Annotated in this window: 14 protein-coding genes and 2 tRNA genes; 11 read left to right on the plus strand and 5 right to left on the minus strand. The window is 69.1% G+C overall.

The genetic code is table 11. The features are described from left to right. Positions 1-135 precede the first annotated feature (135 nt). The 8 genes from recF (at position 136) to POF73_RS16530 (ending at position 9,457) form a co-directional block, all read left to right on the plus strand. Positions 136-1,257: a DNA replication/repair protein RecF gene (gene recF, locus POF73_RS16495; RefSeq protein ID WP_272115805.1), complete on the plus strand. Its 1,122-nt coding sequence runs from the start codon at positions 136-138 to the stop codon at positions 1,255-1,257. After that, positions 1,254-1,817 (plus strand): DUF721 domain-containing protein, encoded by a 564-nt coding sequence (locus POF73_RS16500; RefSeq protein WP_272115807.1) that lies wholly within the window; start codon positions 1,254-1,256, stop codon positions 1,815-1,817. Before recF ends, POF73_RS16500 begins: the two co-directional genes overlap by 4 nt. A gap of 487 nt (positions 1,818-2,304) precedes the next feature. Next, the gene (gene gyrB, locus POF73_RS16505; RefSeq protein ID WP_272115809.1) at positions 2,305-4,389 is read left to right on the plus strand and encodes a DNA topoisomerase (ATP-hydrolyzing) subunit B; all 2,085 of its coding nucleotides are present in this window, start codon (positions 2,305-2,307) and stop codon (positions 4,387-4,389) included. A 42-nt stretch (positions 4,390-4,431) separates the two neighbouring features. Continuing rightward, a complete protein-coding gene (gene gyrA, locus POF73_RS16510; RefSeq protein ID WP_272115811.1) occupies positions 4,432-7,020 on the plus strand; it encodes a DNA gyrase subunit A in 2,589 nt (862 codons plus the stop codon). Between the two features lie 18 nt (positions 7,021-7,038). Next, complete coding sequence (locus POF73_RS16515; RefSeq protein ID WP_272115813.1) at positions 7,039-7,833, plus strand: DUF3566 domain-containing protein; 795 nt, start codon at positions 7,039-7,041, stop codon at positions 7,831-7,833. 126 nt (positions 7,834-7,959) lie between these two features. Further along, positions 7,960-8,033: transfer RNA gene (locus tag POF73_RS16520), tRNA-Ile, on the plus strand. 208 nt (positions 8,034-8,241) lie between these two features. After that, on the plus strand, positions 8,242-8,577 hold the full coding sequence (locus POF73_RS16525) for a hypothetical protein (protein WP_051868088.1): 336 nt from the start codon (positions 8,242-8,244) through the stop codon (positions 8,575-8,577). A gap of 136 nt (positions 8,578-8,713) precedes the next feature. Beyond that, positions 8,714-9,457, plus strand: coding sequence for an AAA family ATPase (locus POF73_RS16530; RefSeq protein WP_272115816.1), 744 nt, complete (start codon positions 8,714-8,716; stop codon positions 9,455-9,457). A 218-nt stretch (positions 9,458-9,675) separates the two neighbouring features. Here the strand turns inward: POF73_RS16530 and POF73_RS16535 are convergent, their stop codons facing one another. Beyond that, complete coding sequence (locus POF73_RS16535; protein ID WP_272115818.1) at positions 9,676-10,053, minus strand: DUF6344 domain-containing protein; 378 nt, start codon at positions 10,051-10,053, stop codon at positions 9,676-9,678. Between the two features lie 347 nt (positions 10,054-10,400). Here POF73_RS16535 and POF73_RS16540 point away from each other — a divergent pair, with 347 nt between their 5' ends. Continuing rightward, the gene (locus POF73_RS16540) at positions 10,401-10,529 is read left to right on the plus strand and encodes a DLW-39 family protein (protein ID WP_003999697.1); all 129 of its coding nucleotides are present in this window, start codon (positions 10,401-10,403) and stop codon (positions 10,527-10,529) included. Positions 10,530-10,848: 319 nt separating this feature from the next. After that, positions 10,849-12,174, plus strand: coding sequence for a hypothetical protein (locus POF73_RS16545; protein WP_272115832.1), 1,326 nt, complete (start codon positions 10,849-10,851; stop codon positions 12,172-12,174). A 257-nt stretch (positions 12,175-12,431) separates the two neighbouring features. On the opposite strand, the gene POF73_RS16550 is transcribed toward POF73_RS16545, so the two are convergent. Together POF73_RS16550 and POF73_RS16555 are read right to left on the minus strand one after the other, a co-directional pair. Then, a complete protein-coding gene (locus POF73_RS16550; protein ID WP_272115834.1) occupies positions 12,432-14,162 on the minus strand; it encodes a serine/threonine-protein kinase in 1,731 nt (576 codons plus the stop codon). 203 nt (positions 14,163-14,365) lie between these two features. Next, positions 14,366-14,914, minus strand: a complete 549-nt coding sequence (locus tag POF73_RS16555) for a helix-turn-helix domain-containing protein (protein WP_272115836.1) — start codon at positions 14,912-14,914, stop codon at positions 14,366-14,368. Between the two features lie 182 nt (positions 14,915-15,096). Between POF73_RS16555 and POF73_RS16560 the strand changes: the two genes are divergently transcribed. Then, positions 15,097-15,169, plus strand: a tRNA-Ala gene (locus POF73_RS16560). 557 nt (positions 15,170-15,726) lie between these two features. Here POF73_RS16560 and POF73_RS16565 read toward each other — a convergent pair. Beyond that, the gene (locus POF73_RS16565; RefSeq protein WP_272115838.1) at positions 15,727-16,563 is read right to left on the minus strand and encodes an ABC transporter permease; all 837 of its coding nucleotides are present in this window, start codon (positions 16,561-16,563) and stop codon (positions 15,727-15,729) included. Continuing rightward, a partial coding sequence (locus tag POF73_RS16570) for an ATP-binding cassette domain-containing protein (RefSeq protein WP_272115840.1) occupies positions 16,560-17,223 on the minus strand: 664 nt, incomplete at its 5' end. The genes POF73_RS16565 and POF73_RS16570, both read right to left, overlap by 4 nt.

Raw genomic sequence — 17,223 nt, forward strand, 5'->3', positions numbered from 1 at the left:
GAAGAGCCCGGGAGGAAGTAATCCACACCCTGGGGATGCCGACCTGGCACCCTCGGGGGTGGCCCGGTTGTCCACAGGCCGTGGATGAGCCGGGGGAGCCCGAAGTACCACGTTGGGGGAGGTCGGCGAACGACCATGCACGTCACGCATCTGTCGCTGGCCGACTTCCGCTCGTACCCCCGGGTCGAGGTTCCGCTCGATCCGGGCGTCACCGCCTTCGTCGGCCCCAACGGCCAGGGCAAGACGAACCTCGTCGAGGCCGTCGGCTATCTGGCCACCCTCGGCAGCCATCGTGTCGCCTCCGACGCCCCCCTCGTCCGCATGGGCGCCGACCGGGCGGTCATCCGGGCGCAGGTACGGCAGGGCGAACGGCAGCAGCTGGTCGAGCTGGAGCTGAACCCCGGCAAGGCCAACCGGGCCCGTATCAACAGGTCCTCGCAGGTCAGACCCCGCGACGTGCTCGGCATCGTGCGGACTGTCCTGTTCGCCCCGGAGGATCTCGCCCTGGTCAAGGGCGACCCCGGGGAGCGGCGCCGTTTCCTCGACGAGCTGATCACCGCGCGCTCCCCGCGCATGGCGGGCGTGCGCTCCGACTACGAGCGGGTGCTCAAGCAGCGCAACACCCTTCTCAAGACGGCCGCGCTGGCCCGCCGTCATGGCGGCCGCACGATGGACCTGTCCACGCTCGACGTCTGGGACCAGCACCTCGCGCGCGTGGGTGCCGAGTTGCTCGCCCAGCGCCTGGACCTGATCGCGACGATCCAGCCGCTGGCCGACAAGGCGTACGAGCAGCTGGCCCCCGGCGGCGGCCCTGTCGCCCTGGACTACAAGCCGTCGGCTCCCGGCGAGGCACACACGCGTGAGGATCTCTTCGAGCAGCTGATGGCGGCGCTCGCCGAGGCACGCAAGCAGGAGATCGAGCGTGGCGTGACGCTCGTAGGCCCTCATCGGGACGATTTGATTCTCAAACTCGGTCAGTTGCCCGCCAAGGGATACGCCTCGCACGGCGAGTCCTGGTCCTACGCGCTGGCGCTGCGCCTGGCGTCCTACGACCTGTTGAGGGCCGAGGGGAACGAGCCGGTGCTGGTCCTGGACGATGTCTTCGCCGAGCTGGACGCCCGGCGCCGCGAGCGTCTGGCCGAGCTGGTGGCCCCCGGTGAGCAGGTGCTGGTCACGGCCGCGGTCGACGACGACGTACCGCATGTGCTGGCAGGGGCGCGGTACGCGGTGTCCGAGGGGACGGTGGAGCGCGTATGAGCGAGAACCCGTCCGAGAACCCGTCCGGGGACGCACCCGACGCTCCCAAGAAGGCCCCTGAACCCTCCGGCGTCGACCTCGCGCGCGTGGCGCTCAGGGCGGCCAAGGAGCAGGCACGCGCGCGTGGGGACGCGGCTCGGCAGACGAAACAGGCGCGGCGCGGGGGCGGCCTGCGTTCCGGCGCGCGGGCCGACGGACGCGACCCTCTGGCGCTCGGCGCTGCCATCAACCGGCTGATCACCGAGCGGGGTTGGGAGACTCCGGCCGCGGTGGGCGGGGTGATGGGCCGCTGGCCGCAGATCGTCGGCGAGGACGTCGCCAAGCACTGTGTGCCGGAGAAGTACGACGAGGACGAGCGGATCCTGGTCGTGCGCTGTGACTCGACGGCCTGGGCGACGAACCTGCGGCTGCTCGCCCCGACGCTGGTCGCCCGCCTCAACGAGGACCTGGGCCATGGCGCGGTGCGCCAGATCAAGGTGCAGGGTCCCGGTGGCCCCGCCCGCCGGTACGGCCCGCTGCGCGCTCCGGGCAGCACGGGGCCCGGCGACACCTACGGCTGATCGGACCGGCCGGACCCGGCTGCGAGGACCCCGCGAGGGCCGGTGAACCGCGCCCTCCGGCTACCCCGAAACCCTCGTCACAGCAGTCCTGACGGCCCCGTCAGCCACAGGTGACCGACATCACATCAATCGTCGTCCGCGGTCACGACATACCGCCGGCGGCCTCCTCGTCGTACGGCCGCACGCGGTGGCGAATCGTGACCTGACTCCGAAGTAGCCAAGGGTTGACGGCCGGAAGCGCTGAGTGGCTCCGTGAGCCTCTCGGAGACCCCATCCGCATATCGGGAGTCGGCCGAGCCGGGTTCAGGGCGGCACATGCGGACTCAGGTACCGGCAAACCCCCATCACTGTCGGCGCTACCGGTAGACTGGAGGCCAATCCCGCCCCAAACGTGGGGACCGTCCGGGAAAAGCTGAGCAACGCTGATCAAGGCTTACCAACGCAACATGCCGCAGCCGCTCCGGCAACCCGCCGGCGAGCCTGGCTAGTGCTGTGCCAGAAAGGGCGCTTCGTGGCCGATTCCGGCAACCCCAACGAGAACATCCCGTCCACCGACGCCGGCGCCGACGGCGCGGTGACCTCGTCGAATGGCGAGGTCACCGCCTCGTACGACGCCAGCGCCATCACCGTCCTTGAGGGTCTGGACGCGGTTCGCAAGCGACCCGGTATGTACATCGGTTCGACCGGCGAGCGCGGACTGCACCACCTCGTGCAGGAGGTCGTCGACAACTCCGTCGACGAGGCGCTGGCCGGGCACGCGGACACGATCGACGTGACGATCCTCGCCGACGGCGGCGTCCGGGTCGTCGACAACGGCCGTGGCATCCCGGTGGGCATCGTGCCGTCCGAGGGCAAGCCGGCCGTCGAGGTCGTGCTGACCGTGCTGCACGCGGGTGGCAAGTTCGGCGGCGGCGGCTACGCGGTCTCCGGCGGTCTGCACGGCGTCGGCGTGTCCGTGGTGAACGCCCTGTCGACGAAGGTCGCCGTCGAGGTCAAGACCGACGGCTACCGCTGGACGCAGGACTACAAGCTCGGTGTCCCGACCGCCCCGCTCGCCCAGCACGAGGCCACCGAGGAGCACGGCACCTCGGTCACCTTCTGGGCCGACCCGGACATCTTCGAGACCACCGACTACTCCTTCGAGACGCTCTCGCGGCGCTTCCAGGAGATGGCGTTCCTCAACAAGGGTTTGCGGATCAAACTCACTGACGAACGCGAGTCGGCCAAGGCGACGTCGGGGGCGGACGAGGCGGGTGCCGACGAGAAGGCCGAGGTCAGGTCGGTCGACTACCACTACGAGGGCGGCATCGTCGACTTCGTGAAGTACCTCAACTCCCGCAAGGGAGACGTGGTGCACCCCACCGTCGTCGACCTTGAGGCCGAGGACAAGGAGCGGAGCCTCTCCCTCGAAGTGGCGATGCAGTGGAACAGCAGCTACACCGAGGGCGTCTACTCCTTCGCCAACATCATCCACACCCACGAGGGCGGTACGCACGAAGAGGGCTTCCGTGCCGCGCTGACCTCGCTGATCAACAAGTACGCGCGCGACAAGAAGCTGCTGCGTGAGAAGGACGACAACCTCACGGGTGACGACATCCGCGAGGGTCTGACCGCGATCATCTCGGTGAAGCTGAGCGAGCCGCAGTTCGAGGGCCAGACGAAGACCAAGCTGGGCAACACCGAGGTGAAGACCTTCGTACAGAAGGTCGTCTACGAGCACCTCGCGGACTGGCTGGACCGCAACCCGAACGAGGCGGCGGACATCATCCGCAAGGGCATCCAGGCGGCCACCGCGCGCGTGGCGGCCCGCAAGGCCCGTGACCTGACGCGTCGCAAGGGTCTGCTGGAGACGGCGTCCCTGCCGGGCAAGCTCTCCGACTGCCAGTCGAACGACCCCATCAAGTGCGAGATCTTCATCGTCGAGGGTGACTCCGCCGGCGGCTCGGCCAAGTCCGGCCGCAACCCGGAGTACCAGGCGATCCTCCCGATCCGAGGAAAGATCCTCAACGTCGAGAAGGCGCGGATCGACAAGATCCTGCAGAACCAGGAGATCCAGGCGCTGATCTCGGCCTTCGGCACCGGAGTCCACGAGGACTTCGGCATCGAGAAGCTGCGCTATCACAAGATCATCCTGATGGCGGACGCCGACGTCGACGGCCAGCACATCAACACCCTGCTGCTGACCTTCCTGTTCCGCTTCATGCGGCCGCTGGTCGAGGCCGGGCACGTGTTCCTGTCCCGTCCCCCGCTCTACAAGATCAAGTGGGGCCGGGACGAGGTCGAGTACGCGTACTCCGACCGCGAGCGCGACGCGCTTCTGGAGATGGGCCGTCAGCGCGGCAAGCGCGTCCGCGAGGACTCGATCCAGCGCTTCAAGGGTCTCGGCGAGATGAACGCCGAGGAACTGCGCATCACGACCATGGACCAGGAGCACCGCGTCCTCGGCCAGGTCACCCTCGACGACGCCGCCCAGGCCGACGACCTGTTCTCGGTCCTCATGGGCGAGGACGTCGAGGCCCGGCGCCAGTTCATCCAGCGCAACGCCAAGGACGTCCGCTTCCTCGACATCTGAGTCGGTCTCAGCTGACCGCACCAGGAAGGACCTTCACCAGCAATGACCGACGAGAACACTCCTGTCACGCCTGACGAGGGACAGACCCTGCGTGTCGAGCCCGTCGGGCTTGAGACGGAGATGCAGCGCTCGTACCTGGACTACGCGATGTCCGTCATCGTGTCCCGCGCGCTGCCCGACGTCCGTGACGGCCTCAAGCCCGTCCACCGCCGCGTCCTGTACGCCATGTACGACGGCGGCTACCGCCCCGAGCGTGGCTTCTACAAGTGCGCGCGCGTGGTCGGCGACGTCATGGGCAACTACCACCCGCACGGCGACTCCTCGATCTACGACGCCCTGGTCCGTCTCGCCCAGCCGTGGTCGATGCGCATGCCGCTCGTCGACTCCAACGGCAACTTCGGCTCTCCGGGCAACGACCCGGCGGCGGCCATGCGCTACACCGAGTGCAAGATGGCGCCGCTGTCGATGGAGATGGTCCGTGACATCGACGAGGAGACCGTCGACTTCACGGACAACTACGACGGCCGCTCCCAGGAGCCGACCGTCCTGCCGGCCCGCTTCCCGAACCTGCTGATCAACGGCTCGGCCGGTATCGCGGTCGGCATGGCCACCAACATCCCGCCGCACAACCTGCGTGAGGTCGCGGCCGGCGCCCAGTGGTACCTGGAGAACCCGGAGGCCTCGCACGAGGAGCTCCTGGATGCCCTCATCGAGCGCATCAAGGGCCCCGACTTCCCGACGGGCGCCCTTGTGGTGGGCCGTAAGGGCATCGAGGAGGCGTACCGCACCGGCCGCGGTTCGATCACCATGCGCGCGGTCGTCGAGGTCGAGGAGATCCAGAACCGCCAGTGCCTGGTGGTCACGGAGCTGCCCTACCAGGTCAACCCCGACAACCTCGCGCAGAAGATCGCCGACCTGGTGAAGGACGGCAAGATCGGCGGCATCGCGGACGTCCGTGACGAGACGTCGTCCCGCACCGGTCAGCGCCTCGTCATCGTGCTCAAGAGGGACGCGGTCGCCAAGGTCGTACTCAACAACCTCTACAAGCACACGGACCTGCAGACGAACTTCGGCGCCAACATGCTGGCGCTCGTCGACGGCGTCCCGCGCACCCTCTCCCTGGACGCGTTCATCCGGCACTGGGTGACGCACCAGATCGAGGTCATCGTCCGCCGTACGAAGTTCCGGCTGCGCAAGGCCGAGGAGCGGGCGCACATCCTGCGCGGCCTGCTGAAGGCCCTGGACGCCATCGACGAGGTCATCGCGCTGATCCGGCGCAGTGACACCGTCGAGATCGCGCGCGGGGGCCTGATGGAGCTCCTGGAGATCGACGAGATCCAGGCCAACGCCATCCTTGAGATGCAGCTGCGCCGACTGGCCGCCCTGGAGCGCCAGAAGATCATCCAGGAGCACGACGAGCTCCAGGCGAAGATCACCGAGTACAACGAGATCCTGGCCTCGCCGGTCCGCCAGCGTGGCATCGTCAGCTCCGAACTCGCCGCGATCGTCGAGAAGTACGGCGACGACCGCAAGACCATGCTGGTGCCCTACGACGGTGACATGTCCATCGAGGACCTGATCGCCGAGGAGGACATCGTCGTCACGGTCTCGCGCGGCGGTTACGTCAAGCGCACCAAGACCGTCGACTACCGGGCGCAGAAGCGCGGCGGCAAGGGCGTACGCGGCACGAAGCTGAAGGAAGACGACATCGTCGACCACTTCTTCGTCTCGACCACGCACCACTGGCTGCTGTTCTTCACCAACAAGGGCCGCGTGTACCGGGCGAAGGCGTACGAGCTCCCGGACGCCGGCCGTGACGCGCGTGGACAGCACGTCGCCAACCTGCTGGCCTTCCAGCCGGACGAGGCCATCGCCGAGATCCTCGCCATCCGCGACTACGATGCGGCGCCGTACCTGGTGCTCGCCACGAAGGCCGGACTTGTGAAGAAGACCTCGCTGAAGGATTACGATTCGCCCCGCTCCGGCGGTGTGATCGCGATCAACCTGCGTGAGCGCGAGGACGGTTCCGACGACGAACTGATCGGCGCCGAACTGGTCTCGGCCGACGACGATCTGCTTCTGATCAGCAAGAAGGCGCAGTCGATCAGGTTCACGGCCACGGACGAGTCGCTGCGTCCCATGGGCCGCGCCACGTCCGGTGTCAAGGGCATGAGCTTCCGTGAGGGAGACGAGCTGCTCTCGATGAATGTTGTTCGAACCGGTACGTTCGTGTTCACTGCCACCGACGGCGGGTACGCGAAGCGGACCCCCGTCGACGAGTACCGCGTCCAGGGTCGCGGTGGCCTCGGAATCAAGGCCGCCAAGATCGTGGAGGACCGCGGATCACTCGTCGGTGCGCTGGTGGTCGAGGAGACCGACGAGATCCTCGCCATCACGCTGGGCGGCGGTGTGATTCGTACGCGAGTCAACGAGGTCAGGGAGACGGGCCGTGACACCATGGGCGTCCAACTGATCAACCTGGGCAAGCGCGATGCCGTGGTCGGCATCGCACGTAACGCCGAGGCGGGGCGCGAGGCGGAGGAGGTCGACGGTGACGTGGCCGTCGACGAGACCGCTGACGATGCCGCGGCCACCGGCACGGACGAGGGTGCGGCACCCTCGTCCGAGTAGCGCGAGGAGAGAGTGATCGTGAGCGGAGCCACGGGCGCCGGATCGTCCGGTACCTCGACCGGTCCTACGGCCGGTAAGGACACGGACGGCGGCGGCCGTGGCTCCGCCGCGCAGGCTGCGGACACGCACACCACCCAGCTGAAAGCGGTCAAGCCGCCTGCGAAGAACTCGCCCTCGCCCGACGCACCTGGATCCCAGGGGGGAACCGTGACGGACACCCGAGGCTCGCAGACCCAGCAGTATGCGGCCGGCGCGGCTCCGGGCGCCCAGCCCCAGCCCGCGGTGGCGCAGCCGCCGGCCCACGCGCCGTCGACGTCGCCGCTGCCCGGGGAACGGCAGTCGCAGCAGGCCGCCGGGCCCTACCACCCGCCGCAGGCCTACCAGACGCCCGCTCCGGCGAGCACGACGCGCAAGCCGCGCACAGGGGCGCGTACGGCGCCCCGCACCCGCAAGGCGCGCCTGCGGGTGGCCAAGGCCGACCCGTGGTCGGTGATGAAGGTCAGCTTCCTGCTCTCCATCGCGCTCGGCATCTGCACCATCGTCGCCTCGGCCGTCCTGTGGATGGTCATGGACGCGATGGGCGTCTTCTCGACGGTCGGCGGCACGATCTCCGAGGCGACCGGCTCGAACGAGTCGAACGGCTTCGACCTGCAGTCCTTCCTGTCGCTGCCGCACGTGCTGATGTTCACGTCGATCATCGCCGTCATCGACGTCGTCCTCGCCACGGCGCTGGCGACACTCGGCGCGTTCATCTACAACCTGTCCGCCGGCTTCGTGGGCGGCGTCGAGCTGACGCTCGCGGAGGACGAGTGACCGTAGCCGCCCCATGGCGGTTTCAAACCTCCCCTGACGGAGCTCCGACAACCGATTTTGGGACTGCCCACCTCGTGCGCTAATCTTCAGGAGTCAGCGCGCGGGACACACACCGCAGAGCGCGGCGGGGCTATAGCTCAGTTGGTTAGAGCGCATCCCTGATAAGGATGAGGCCACAGGTTCAAATCCTGTTAGCCCCACATCGAGAAGGCCCCCAACCGGTCATGGTTGGGGGCCTTTGACGTCACCGGGTGACATCAACCGGCGCGGGCCAGGTCAGGTGGGCGGTCCCGGTACCGGCATCCTCAGTACCGGCACCCTCGGACGTCTCAGGTACCCGCCGGAGCTCTCGTGGCCTTCACTGATCCAAACGCCTCGGCACGGGCCGGAGCAGAAGAAGGGCAGGCCATGAAGAGCCTCTGGAAGCGCGCACTCGTCACCGGAACAGCGGGGATCGCTCTCGCCGGCGGAGTCGGTCTCGCGACCGCCTCACCCGCGGCGGCCGCGGAGGGCAACGTGCTGCAGTGCAACACCTGGATCGCGGACAATGTCGCCTACGGCAACTGCTACAACCCCGGGACGCAGCTGCACGCGTTCTCCGTACGCGCCATCTGCGGCTGGTCCGCCGACGCTTACTCGAACTGGGTATATGTGACGCCGGGCACGAGCAGCAGTATCGGTATCGGCTGCGGCGCCCCGTGGAGCACCGGCGTCGGCGGCGTGGCGATCGAGTACGGCGGCTGAGCGTCCCGGACGCCCGGATCCATCAGAAGCCCGTCAGTACGCTGAGTTGCGCGAGAACCCCCAACCGATCACGGTTGGGGGTTCTGACGTCTGCGGTGGCAGGGCGGTTGTCAGTGCCGGATGAGAGCCTGGCGGCATGATCGTGGAACGGGCCTACGCGCATGTCGCCGAGGGCGAGCTGGAGGAGGGCAGCCAGTGGCCGTGGTCGGTGCCGTGTGTGCGGCAACTGCTGGACGACGGCCTCAGGTTCACCGCGCCGGTCACGTTCCTGGTGGGGGAGAACGGCTCGGGCAAGTCGACCCTGGTCGAGGCACTGGCGGAGGGGTTCGGCCTGGATTCCTGGGGCGGATCCGCGGGCTACCGGTACGCCAGTTGGCGTGAGCCTTCGGCACTGGGCGGGCGGATACGTTTCGAGGCGACAGCGGCCGGGCGTCGAATGTTGCGCGGGCCTCGTACGCGCCGCAGAGGCTTCTTCCTGCGGGCGGAGACGGCGCTGGACGCGCTGGGCCGGGAGCAGCAGACGGGAAGGCTGTCCGGGGCCGTGGACGAGATGAGCCACGGCGAGGGCTTTCTGATGGCCTTCCGCGAGCGGTTCCGGGAGCCGGGACTGTACGTCCTGGACGAGCCCGAGGCCGCGCTGTCCTTCGCTTCCTGTCTTCAACTCGTCGGGCTGCTGCATGAACTGGGGCGTTCCGGTGCGCAGATCATCTGCGCCACGCACTCACCCGTGCTGACGGCGCTGCCCGGCGCCGAGATCATCGAGGTGGGCGACCACGGAATGCGTCCCGCCGGCTGGCGGGATCTGGAGCTCGTCGACCATTGGCGGCGCTACCTCAACGACCCGGGGGCCTACCTCCGGCACATCGTCGGAGGGGGATGAGGTTCGCCGTGGGGGCCGACGTCATGAGAACTACGGCATGGCGTCGTGAAGCGGTACGGCAAGGAGGAACGGCATGCGGTGCTGCAGGAACGTACTGCCTGAGCGGTACTGCTTGAGCGGTGCTGTGTACGCAAGCTTGCTGTGACGGTGCTGTCTGGATAAGAGACGCTGCAGTCGGAGCAGAGTGCTGACGGTTCGGTTCGGGGTGAGCCGGCGGGTCAGCGCTGGTGCGGTACGAGGGGCCGGTCCGGGTCGGCGGCGGAATCGCATCCACCGGTGTCCGAGGTGGCCGTGGCCGTTTCCGATTCCGTGAGCGGGCGGTGGCGGCAGCCGGGGGTCCTGCCGTGCGCCTCGGCTCGGATGCGCTGCTTCATCGTGGGGGGCAGCGATCTGGCGTAGGACCAGGCCCACTGGGGCGTCGCCGGGACCGTCACCTGGGTGTTGCGGTCGCTGTCGTCGCTGCCGGTCCTGCGCGACGTCTCGGTGTGCGCGACGGGTGCGGCGGAGCTGGTCGTGACGAATCCGAGCGCCGTGAACAGCGCGAGGAAGGCGGTGACGATGGTGGTCCACAGGTTCATGACCTTGTTCCTGGCCATGGTCCCTCACTTTCGGGTTGGGCGATTTGCGTACTTTCCTCATGATGTGTATGGGGGCCGCGAAGTCATGGACCGACGCCCGTGGCGCGTCGATCTTCAGATGAACACCACTCGGATGGAGGAAAGAAGCCCGGAAAGTGCCTGAAGTTGCGGGAAGCGCCAGGAAGGGGGGCAAAGTCACTGTCTGTCGGGATGTGATCACCCTCCGATCGGAGCGGCGCCATCCGCTTCTACTGCGCTGTTCCGGACGGCAGTTGAGGCCCGACGTAGGTCACCGATCGGTATCGGTCGGTGTGTATAGTCGGGCGCCAGAGGTCCCCTACGTCAAGGAAAGACGAGGTCGCGCGGTGAAGAAGCTTCTCCTGGTCGCACTGGCCGCCATCGGCGGGCTCCTCGTGTACCGCCAGATCCAGGCGGATCGCGCCGAGCAGGATCTGTGGACGGAGGCGACTGACTCCGTGCCCACGGGTTCGTGAGCCACTACATCGGAATCTGAAGCAGACCCCGGCCGCCGCTGCGGTCGGGGTTTTGTGTGTCCAGGCTCCTTCCTGCCGGCGGCTTCTGTGGTGCGGGGCGCTGTGCAGTGGCGTGGCTTCGAGTTGCAGGGGCCGGTCGGATGCCTTAGACCCGGGCGTTTCGGACGGCCGTACGGAATGCGTGGGTGACGCGCGGCCGGGCTGGGCAGGATGGGCGACGTCCGTGGTCCGGTGAGGGCCACGGATCGGTGACGTCCATGGCCAGGCGCGGCCATGTTCCGGTGACAACGAGGGGTGGCGCGTGATGGGGCGGCGGCGTATGGCGTGGTGGCGCCGCGAGAGGGTGCGGCGTGCTCATCCCCTGCGCTCGGCACGCGCGCGTGCCGCCCTCGTAGGAGCGGCGCTGCTGGTGGGTACGTCGGCCGCCCTGCCGGGCCACCCCGCGCTCGCGGCCGGGATCCCGAGCTCCTACGCCTTCGCGCCGGACGCCCGTCCCGTCACGGGTGCGACGAGCCCGACGGACGCCCCGCCCCTCGCGCCCGGCGCGACGTACAAGAGCTCCCTGCCGAGCAGCGGAGAGATCTACTACAGCCTCGATCTCGACGCCACGTCCGACACGTACATCTCCGTGACGGCGGTCCCCCCTCCCGGCGACGTCCCCGCGAACGACGGCATCAAGGTGGCCGTGGAGGACACGGAAGGTCATTCCTGCTCCTCCGAATCGAAGACCTTCGGCCTCGTCGGCAGCGCCCGCCCGATCGCGGTGTGGGCCGCCCGCGAGGTCTCCGGCAGCCGCCCTCGCTGCAAGAGCGCCGGTACCTACCGCGTGATCGTCAAACGCGTCGCTAGGGCGGACTCCGCGCCGGGCGCCTGGGACCTGGAGCTCTTCACCACCTCGGAGCCGCCCCTGAAGCAGACCGGTGCGACGAGCGCCCCCGAGGCCTGGAACTCCGCCACACCGGACCCCCTCACCGGCGAGAGCGTGCGCCGTGCGGGAGGCTCCGGCTTCGCCTCGGCGGCAACCGTCGGCCAGGGCCTCTGGAGTTCCGACATCAAGCCCGGCCAATCGCTCTTCTACAAGGTCCCCCTCGACTGGGGCCGCCAGCTGTACGCCACCGCCGAACTGGGCGATTCGAGCAGCGGCGACCGCAACGTGAGCAGCGCCTTGGCCGTCGCGCTCTACAACCCCGCGCGCGGCCTCGTCGACGACGCGAGCACCGGCTACCAAGGCCGCCGACGGGCCGTCGAACTCGATCCCCTGCCGCCGGTCGCTTACGAGAACCGGTACGCCATCCCCGACGGGACCAGCAACGTGCGGTTCGCGGGGGCCTACTACCTCGTGGTGCACCTCGCTGCCGAGGTGGCCGAGAAGTACGGCGAAGGGCCGCTCGGGCTGACGCTGAGCGTGCAGGTGGAGGGTACGGCGCAGCCCGGGCCCGAGTATGCGGGGAAGCCCGAGCCGGAGGGCGTCTTCGAGGTTTCGGCGGGCGATCGGGCGGCGGCTGCGGGGGGTGCGGTCGGGGGTGACGGTGACGACGCCGCGATGACCGTACTCGCGGTGAGTGGGATCGGGGCCGGGACTGTGGTGTTGGTGGTGCTGGGGGTGTGGGCTGTGGTGGCGCGGCGGAGGGTTGGGGCCTGGTAGTTGGTGGGGCCGGGCGGGCCTGTGGTCTGGTGGGGGGTGGGGGGAGCTGCGGGTTTTTGTCTGCGGGGATGCGCATGCTCTGTCGCCCTGAACCTCCAGAAGCGTCGAATCCCAGGGGCCTCGAATCCCGGAAGCCTCGAATCCCGGAAGCTCCGAACTCCAGGGGCCTCGAATCCCAGAAAACCCGAGGGCCGAGGGCCCCAGGGATTGAGCTCGGCAGGGTCCGTCGGCTCGGGGCCCTCGGCGGCTCGGCAATGTCAGATGTGGGCCAGCGCCCAGAACCCCACGGCGTAGCAGGCCAGGGCCAGCAGCAGGAGCGGGACCGTCACCTTGGCAGGCGGACCGGGGCGGCGTGCGGCGCGGCGGGCGGCTCGGCGGCCGCCATGGCGGTGCGGCTGCGGAACTGAGGGTGCCGAAGGTGGAACCTGCGGGCTCTGGGCGGTGTACGAAGCAGTAGGGGCATCGACGTGCTGGTGTTGCGTCGGCGTCGAGGGCTGGGCCGGGTACTGCGGTGTGTGCGAATGGGGGGAGGACAGGACGTGGGTGGTGTCGTAGGGGGAGAAGCGAGCGGAGTGGTGCTCGGCGTCCTGGTGGGCCTGGGCCTGGGCCTTCGCCCGTGGCTGCGCATGTGGCTGTGGCCTGGGCGTTTGAGGAGTGGAGCCGGTGTCCTGAGGCGGTGGCAGATGGAAGCTGCCGGTGTCCGACATGCTGCCGGGCCCGCTGCCGTCGCCGGGCCGCGAGGGGACGGACGGCTCCTGGGCAGCCTGCGGTCGGAATCCGGGCGGGGGTGGAGGCGGGGGTGTCCGCGGAGCAGGCATGGACTGGGACGCCGTCACCCCAGAGGCTGGGGTCGGCCCGGCCACGCCGTGGCGCGGATCGCTCGACGCGGGGCCGGATCCGGTGCCGAACGACCCGGACCCACCGCCCAGCGGTGCGGAGCCGATGCCGCTGCCTGCCGGCCCGACACCTGCCCCTCCCGGGCCGCCACCCGCCGATCCGGAGCCGCCACCCGTCCCACCGGTTCCGGAACCCGCACCCGAACCCGCACGGGCACCCGTGCCGAACTGCCGGGAACCGCTCCGGCCCCCTTCGACCCCCGGAGCCGGTTTCAGCGGCCCCTCCTGCGCGTACCCCGGTGGCAGTGGCCCGAGTTGGTCGAAGATCTCGATCATCTCGTCGTCGGGGCCGGGTTCCGGCAGGAGCTCCGCGGCCGAGGCGAGGGCCTTGCGCGCCCCCGTGGCCGTGCGGAACCGCGCATGCGGATCCGGCTGCACCAGCGAGGCCACGACCTGCCACAGCGGCTCAGGAATGCCCTTGGGCGCACTGGGAGTTCCGTGCGCGGCGAAGTACTGGATGAGCGCCTTGGCATCCGGCTTGGCGCCCTCCAGCAGATACAGCGCCACCAGCCCTACGGCGAACAGGTCGGCCGGAAAGTCCGGTTCCGCGCCCATGAGTTGCTCGGGCGCGAGGTAACCGGGCGTCCCCACCACGAGATTGGTCTCGGTCAGCCGGGGCTCGCCCAGGCGCATGGCGATGCCGAAGTCGGACAGGCGTAGCCGCGGACGCGCCGTGCCGGTGGCCTCCAGGAGCAGGTTGGCAGGCTTGATGTCGCGGTGGACGACGCCCTCCGCGTGCACCGCGGCCAGCCCGGCGAGGAGCTGATCGAGGAGCGTGCAGACGAAAGAGGGCGGCAAGGGGCCGTAGTCCCCGATGAGGTGGACCAACGAACCGCCGGCCACCAGGTCCATGGTGAACAGGACCTTGTCGTCGTCGGCGGCCCAGCTGGCGGGCGCGAGTACATGGGGGTGATCGATCCGCAGCGCCTGTTCGCGGACGAACCGCAGCAGCGAGTGCGCGTCGCTCTGCTGCAGCACCTTGGCGGCCACATACCGACGACGGCGGTGGTCCCAGGCACGCCAGACGGCGCCGACGCCCCCGCGTCCGATCGGATCGACCAGTTCGTACCGGCCGGCGAAGACCTCACCCATGGCTGTGCGTCGCTCCTCCCCCTTCGGTTACCCCCCTTGCCTCCCCCTCCACGAGCGATACGACTCCCCCTCGCTCGACCGCATTGGCGGGCTCCCCCGTGCCGCCATGGCGGACCCCCGCCTCCCCGGCCTGCTGCGCGCCCGTCAGGACGCGGGCCGCCGACCCGGCTGCCGAACCCCCTTCGGCGAACCGGGCCTCGGGGTCAGTTCTGGTGGGACTGGTAGTGCGCGACCGCGTCGGAGGTGCGTCCGGCGCCGTACACCCGGAGGAACTCTGCCAGTTCCGGGTGGGTCGGGGCGAGAGTGTCCGCGGCTTCGATGATGTCTCCCGCGGCAGCCACCGAGCGCAGCAGCGACTGGATCTCGCGGACCACCCGCTTGACCGTGGGCGCCCCCGAACTGCTCGTCGTCTGTGTGGTGTTGCTGAGCACCGATCCCCCTTGAGACTTCTTGATCTCCTCCATGCGCTCGGTGGCCTCGGCCGCGCTCACGCTGCCGTCCGCGACCTGCCCCGCCAGGTCCTGCAGCAGCTGCACCCGCTGGACCACGGCGGGATTGCCGATCTTCGCCCGCTGGCCGCTCATCAGCTGCGACAACATCGGTGCGGACAGTCCCAGTACCCCCGCGAGACGAGCCTGGTTGAGACCAAGATCGTCGATGAGCTTACGGAAGAGCGCCCCCAGCGGCTCCCCGTACCAGTTCCGCTGCAGTTCCCGCGCTCTTGCGGTGGCTTCCTGCTGTGCGGCGTCCATTGCGTCTCCCCATCGCTTCCCCATGAACCGTGGTTCGCTGTAGCGAACCACGCCGAGCATCTTACGGAGAGTGGTCGTTCGTCGGGACCCCCAATCTTTTTGCGAGATACGGGGGGCGACCCGGTACTCTGGTCTGCGGCGCCCTCCGGAATGCGGTTCCTCCGGCTGGACGCTTCTCTTCCGGGGCCTTAGCTCAGTTGGTAGAGCGCTGTCTTTGCATGGCAGATGTCAGGGGTTCGACTCCCCTAGGCTCCACCTGTGATAGCCCCTCTGACCTGCGGAAACGCGGATCAGAGGGGCTATTTTCGTGCTGCGGTAGCTTCTGGAGCCCTGATTCATCGGGTTTGCGGGCGACCTCTCTCCCTGGGGTTCCCCTAGGCCTGCGTGGCGTGAGGACGTCCGGAGAGAGCTCCTGGCGCTCCGCCGGGACTGGTGTGGTCGCTGCGTGATCGGGCGGCGAAGTGATCTTGGACAGTGATGGCGTAGCCGCGAGAGCACCACGATCGGCAGAGTCGAGGGCACCGGCCGGGCCGGGCCGAGAACTCTCCCGCTGTTCTGTAGTCGGCTTCCTGGTGGCGCAAGCCGCGTACGGAGCCGAGGGTGATCAGGCTGTCGGCCTCCAGGGATGGGTCGCCCACCGTAGTGGCCGAGGCGGTGTCGGGCCATGGCACGGTTGGCCGGGGGGCCGATGGCGCCCGGTGGTCGGTCGTTTGCGTGGCATGTCTCGATTGCTTCCGTTATGCGGTCCACTGCCTGGTTGAACTCGCCGAGATACGCGTGGCACAGATCGTTCGCTGCTGGGAGACAGGTGGTCAGCGGCCCGCCTGGTGGTGGCGACGCACCGCGAGGGGGACGAAGACGGCGAGGAGGGTCACGGACCACGCGATCGTTGTGAACACCGGGTGGGCCAGTGGCCAGGCGGCGTGCTGGGAGGGGATTCCCGGGTTTCCGAACAGTCGGCGGCAGGCGGCGACCGCCGCGCTCACCGGGTTCCAGTCGGCGATGGTCCGGAGCCAGGCGGGCATGCCGTCGGTCGGGACGAAGGTGTTGGAGATGATGGAGATGGGGAAGATCATCATCACCATGTGGTCGGACGTCTCCTCGTTCTTCACCAGTAGGCCGATGTACGCGCCGAGCCATGTCATGGCGTACCGGAAGAGGATCAATACGGCGAAGCCGCCGACGGCGGACAGTACGCCGTTGTGCACCCGCCAGCCCACCGCGAGGCCGCAGACGACCATGGTGGCCATCTCCAGGGCGCCGATCAGCATGTCCGCGCCGGTCTGCCCGAACGGAACGGCGGAGCGGGCCATCGGCATGGACCGGAAGCGGTCCATGATGCCCTGCTGGGCGTCGCGGGCGATGGCCGCGGACGTGGCCATGATCCCGCTGACCGACAGCATCATGAAGAGGCCCGGCATCAGGAACTCACGGTAATTGCCGCCGCCCGGCACGGCGATGGCGCTGCCGAAGACATAGCCGAACAGCACGATGAAGACGATCGGCACCGCGAGGGTGGAGACGAGTGCGCCGGGTGCGTGCCACAGGTGGACGAGGTTGCGCCGCACCAGGGTGATGCCGTCGGTCAGCGCCCAGCGGAGGCGCGGCAGCCCGGTCGGCGGGGCGGCCCGGAAGTCCAGTTCGCTCATGAGGCGTTGCTCTCCGAGGGGTGGGTGCCGGTGGTGGTGTCCGGGCTGGTGCGGTCGGTGAGGGTGAGGAAGACCTCGTCGAGGGTGGGGCGGCGCATGGTGATGTCCTCCGCCGTCACGCCGGCCGCGTCGAGGGCGCGGACGACGTCGGGCAGGGTGACGGGCCGGGCGGTGGGCGTGCTGATCAGTCGCCCGGCCCGGTCGACGGCCGGTCGGCCGCCCGTCAGCACCTCCATCGCCCGGGCCGCGTCAGCGAGTTGCTCCTCGGCCGCTACGACGTCCACCCGGCCGCCGATGGCGGCCTTGAGTGTGTCGGGGGAGCCGGTGGCGACGACGTGCCCCGCGTCCATGACGGCGATGTGGTCGGCGAGGCGGTCCGCCTCGTCCAGGTACTGGGTGGTGAGCAGTACGGTCGTGCCGTTGCCCACCAGCTCGCGTACCGCCGACCACATGTCCATACGGCTGCGGGGGTCGAGGCCGGTCGTGGGCTCGTCGAGGAAGAGCAGCGGCGGAGACACGATCAGTGAGGCCATCAGGTGCAGGCGGCGCAGCATGCCACCGGAGTAGGTGCCCGCGGCGCGGTCGGCCGCGTGGTCGAGCCCGAACTGGTCGAGCAGTTCGTCCGCCCGGGGGGGGGGGGGGCCCGCCCCCCCCCCCCCC

The organism is Streptomyces sp. HD, assembly GCF_028369295.1.
Taxonomy (GTDB): Bacteria; Actinomycetota; Actinomycetes; order Streptomycetales; family Streptomycetaceae; genus Streptomyces.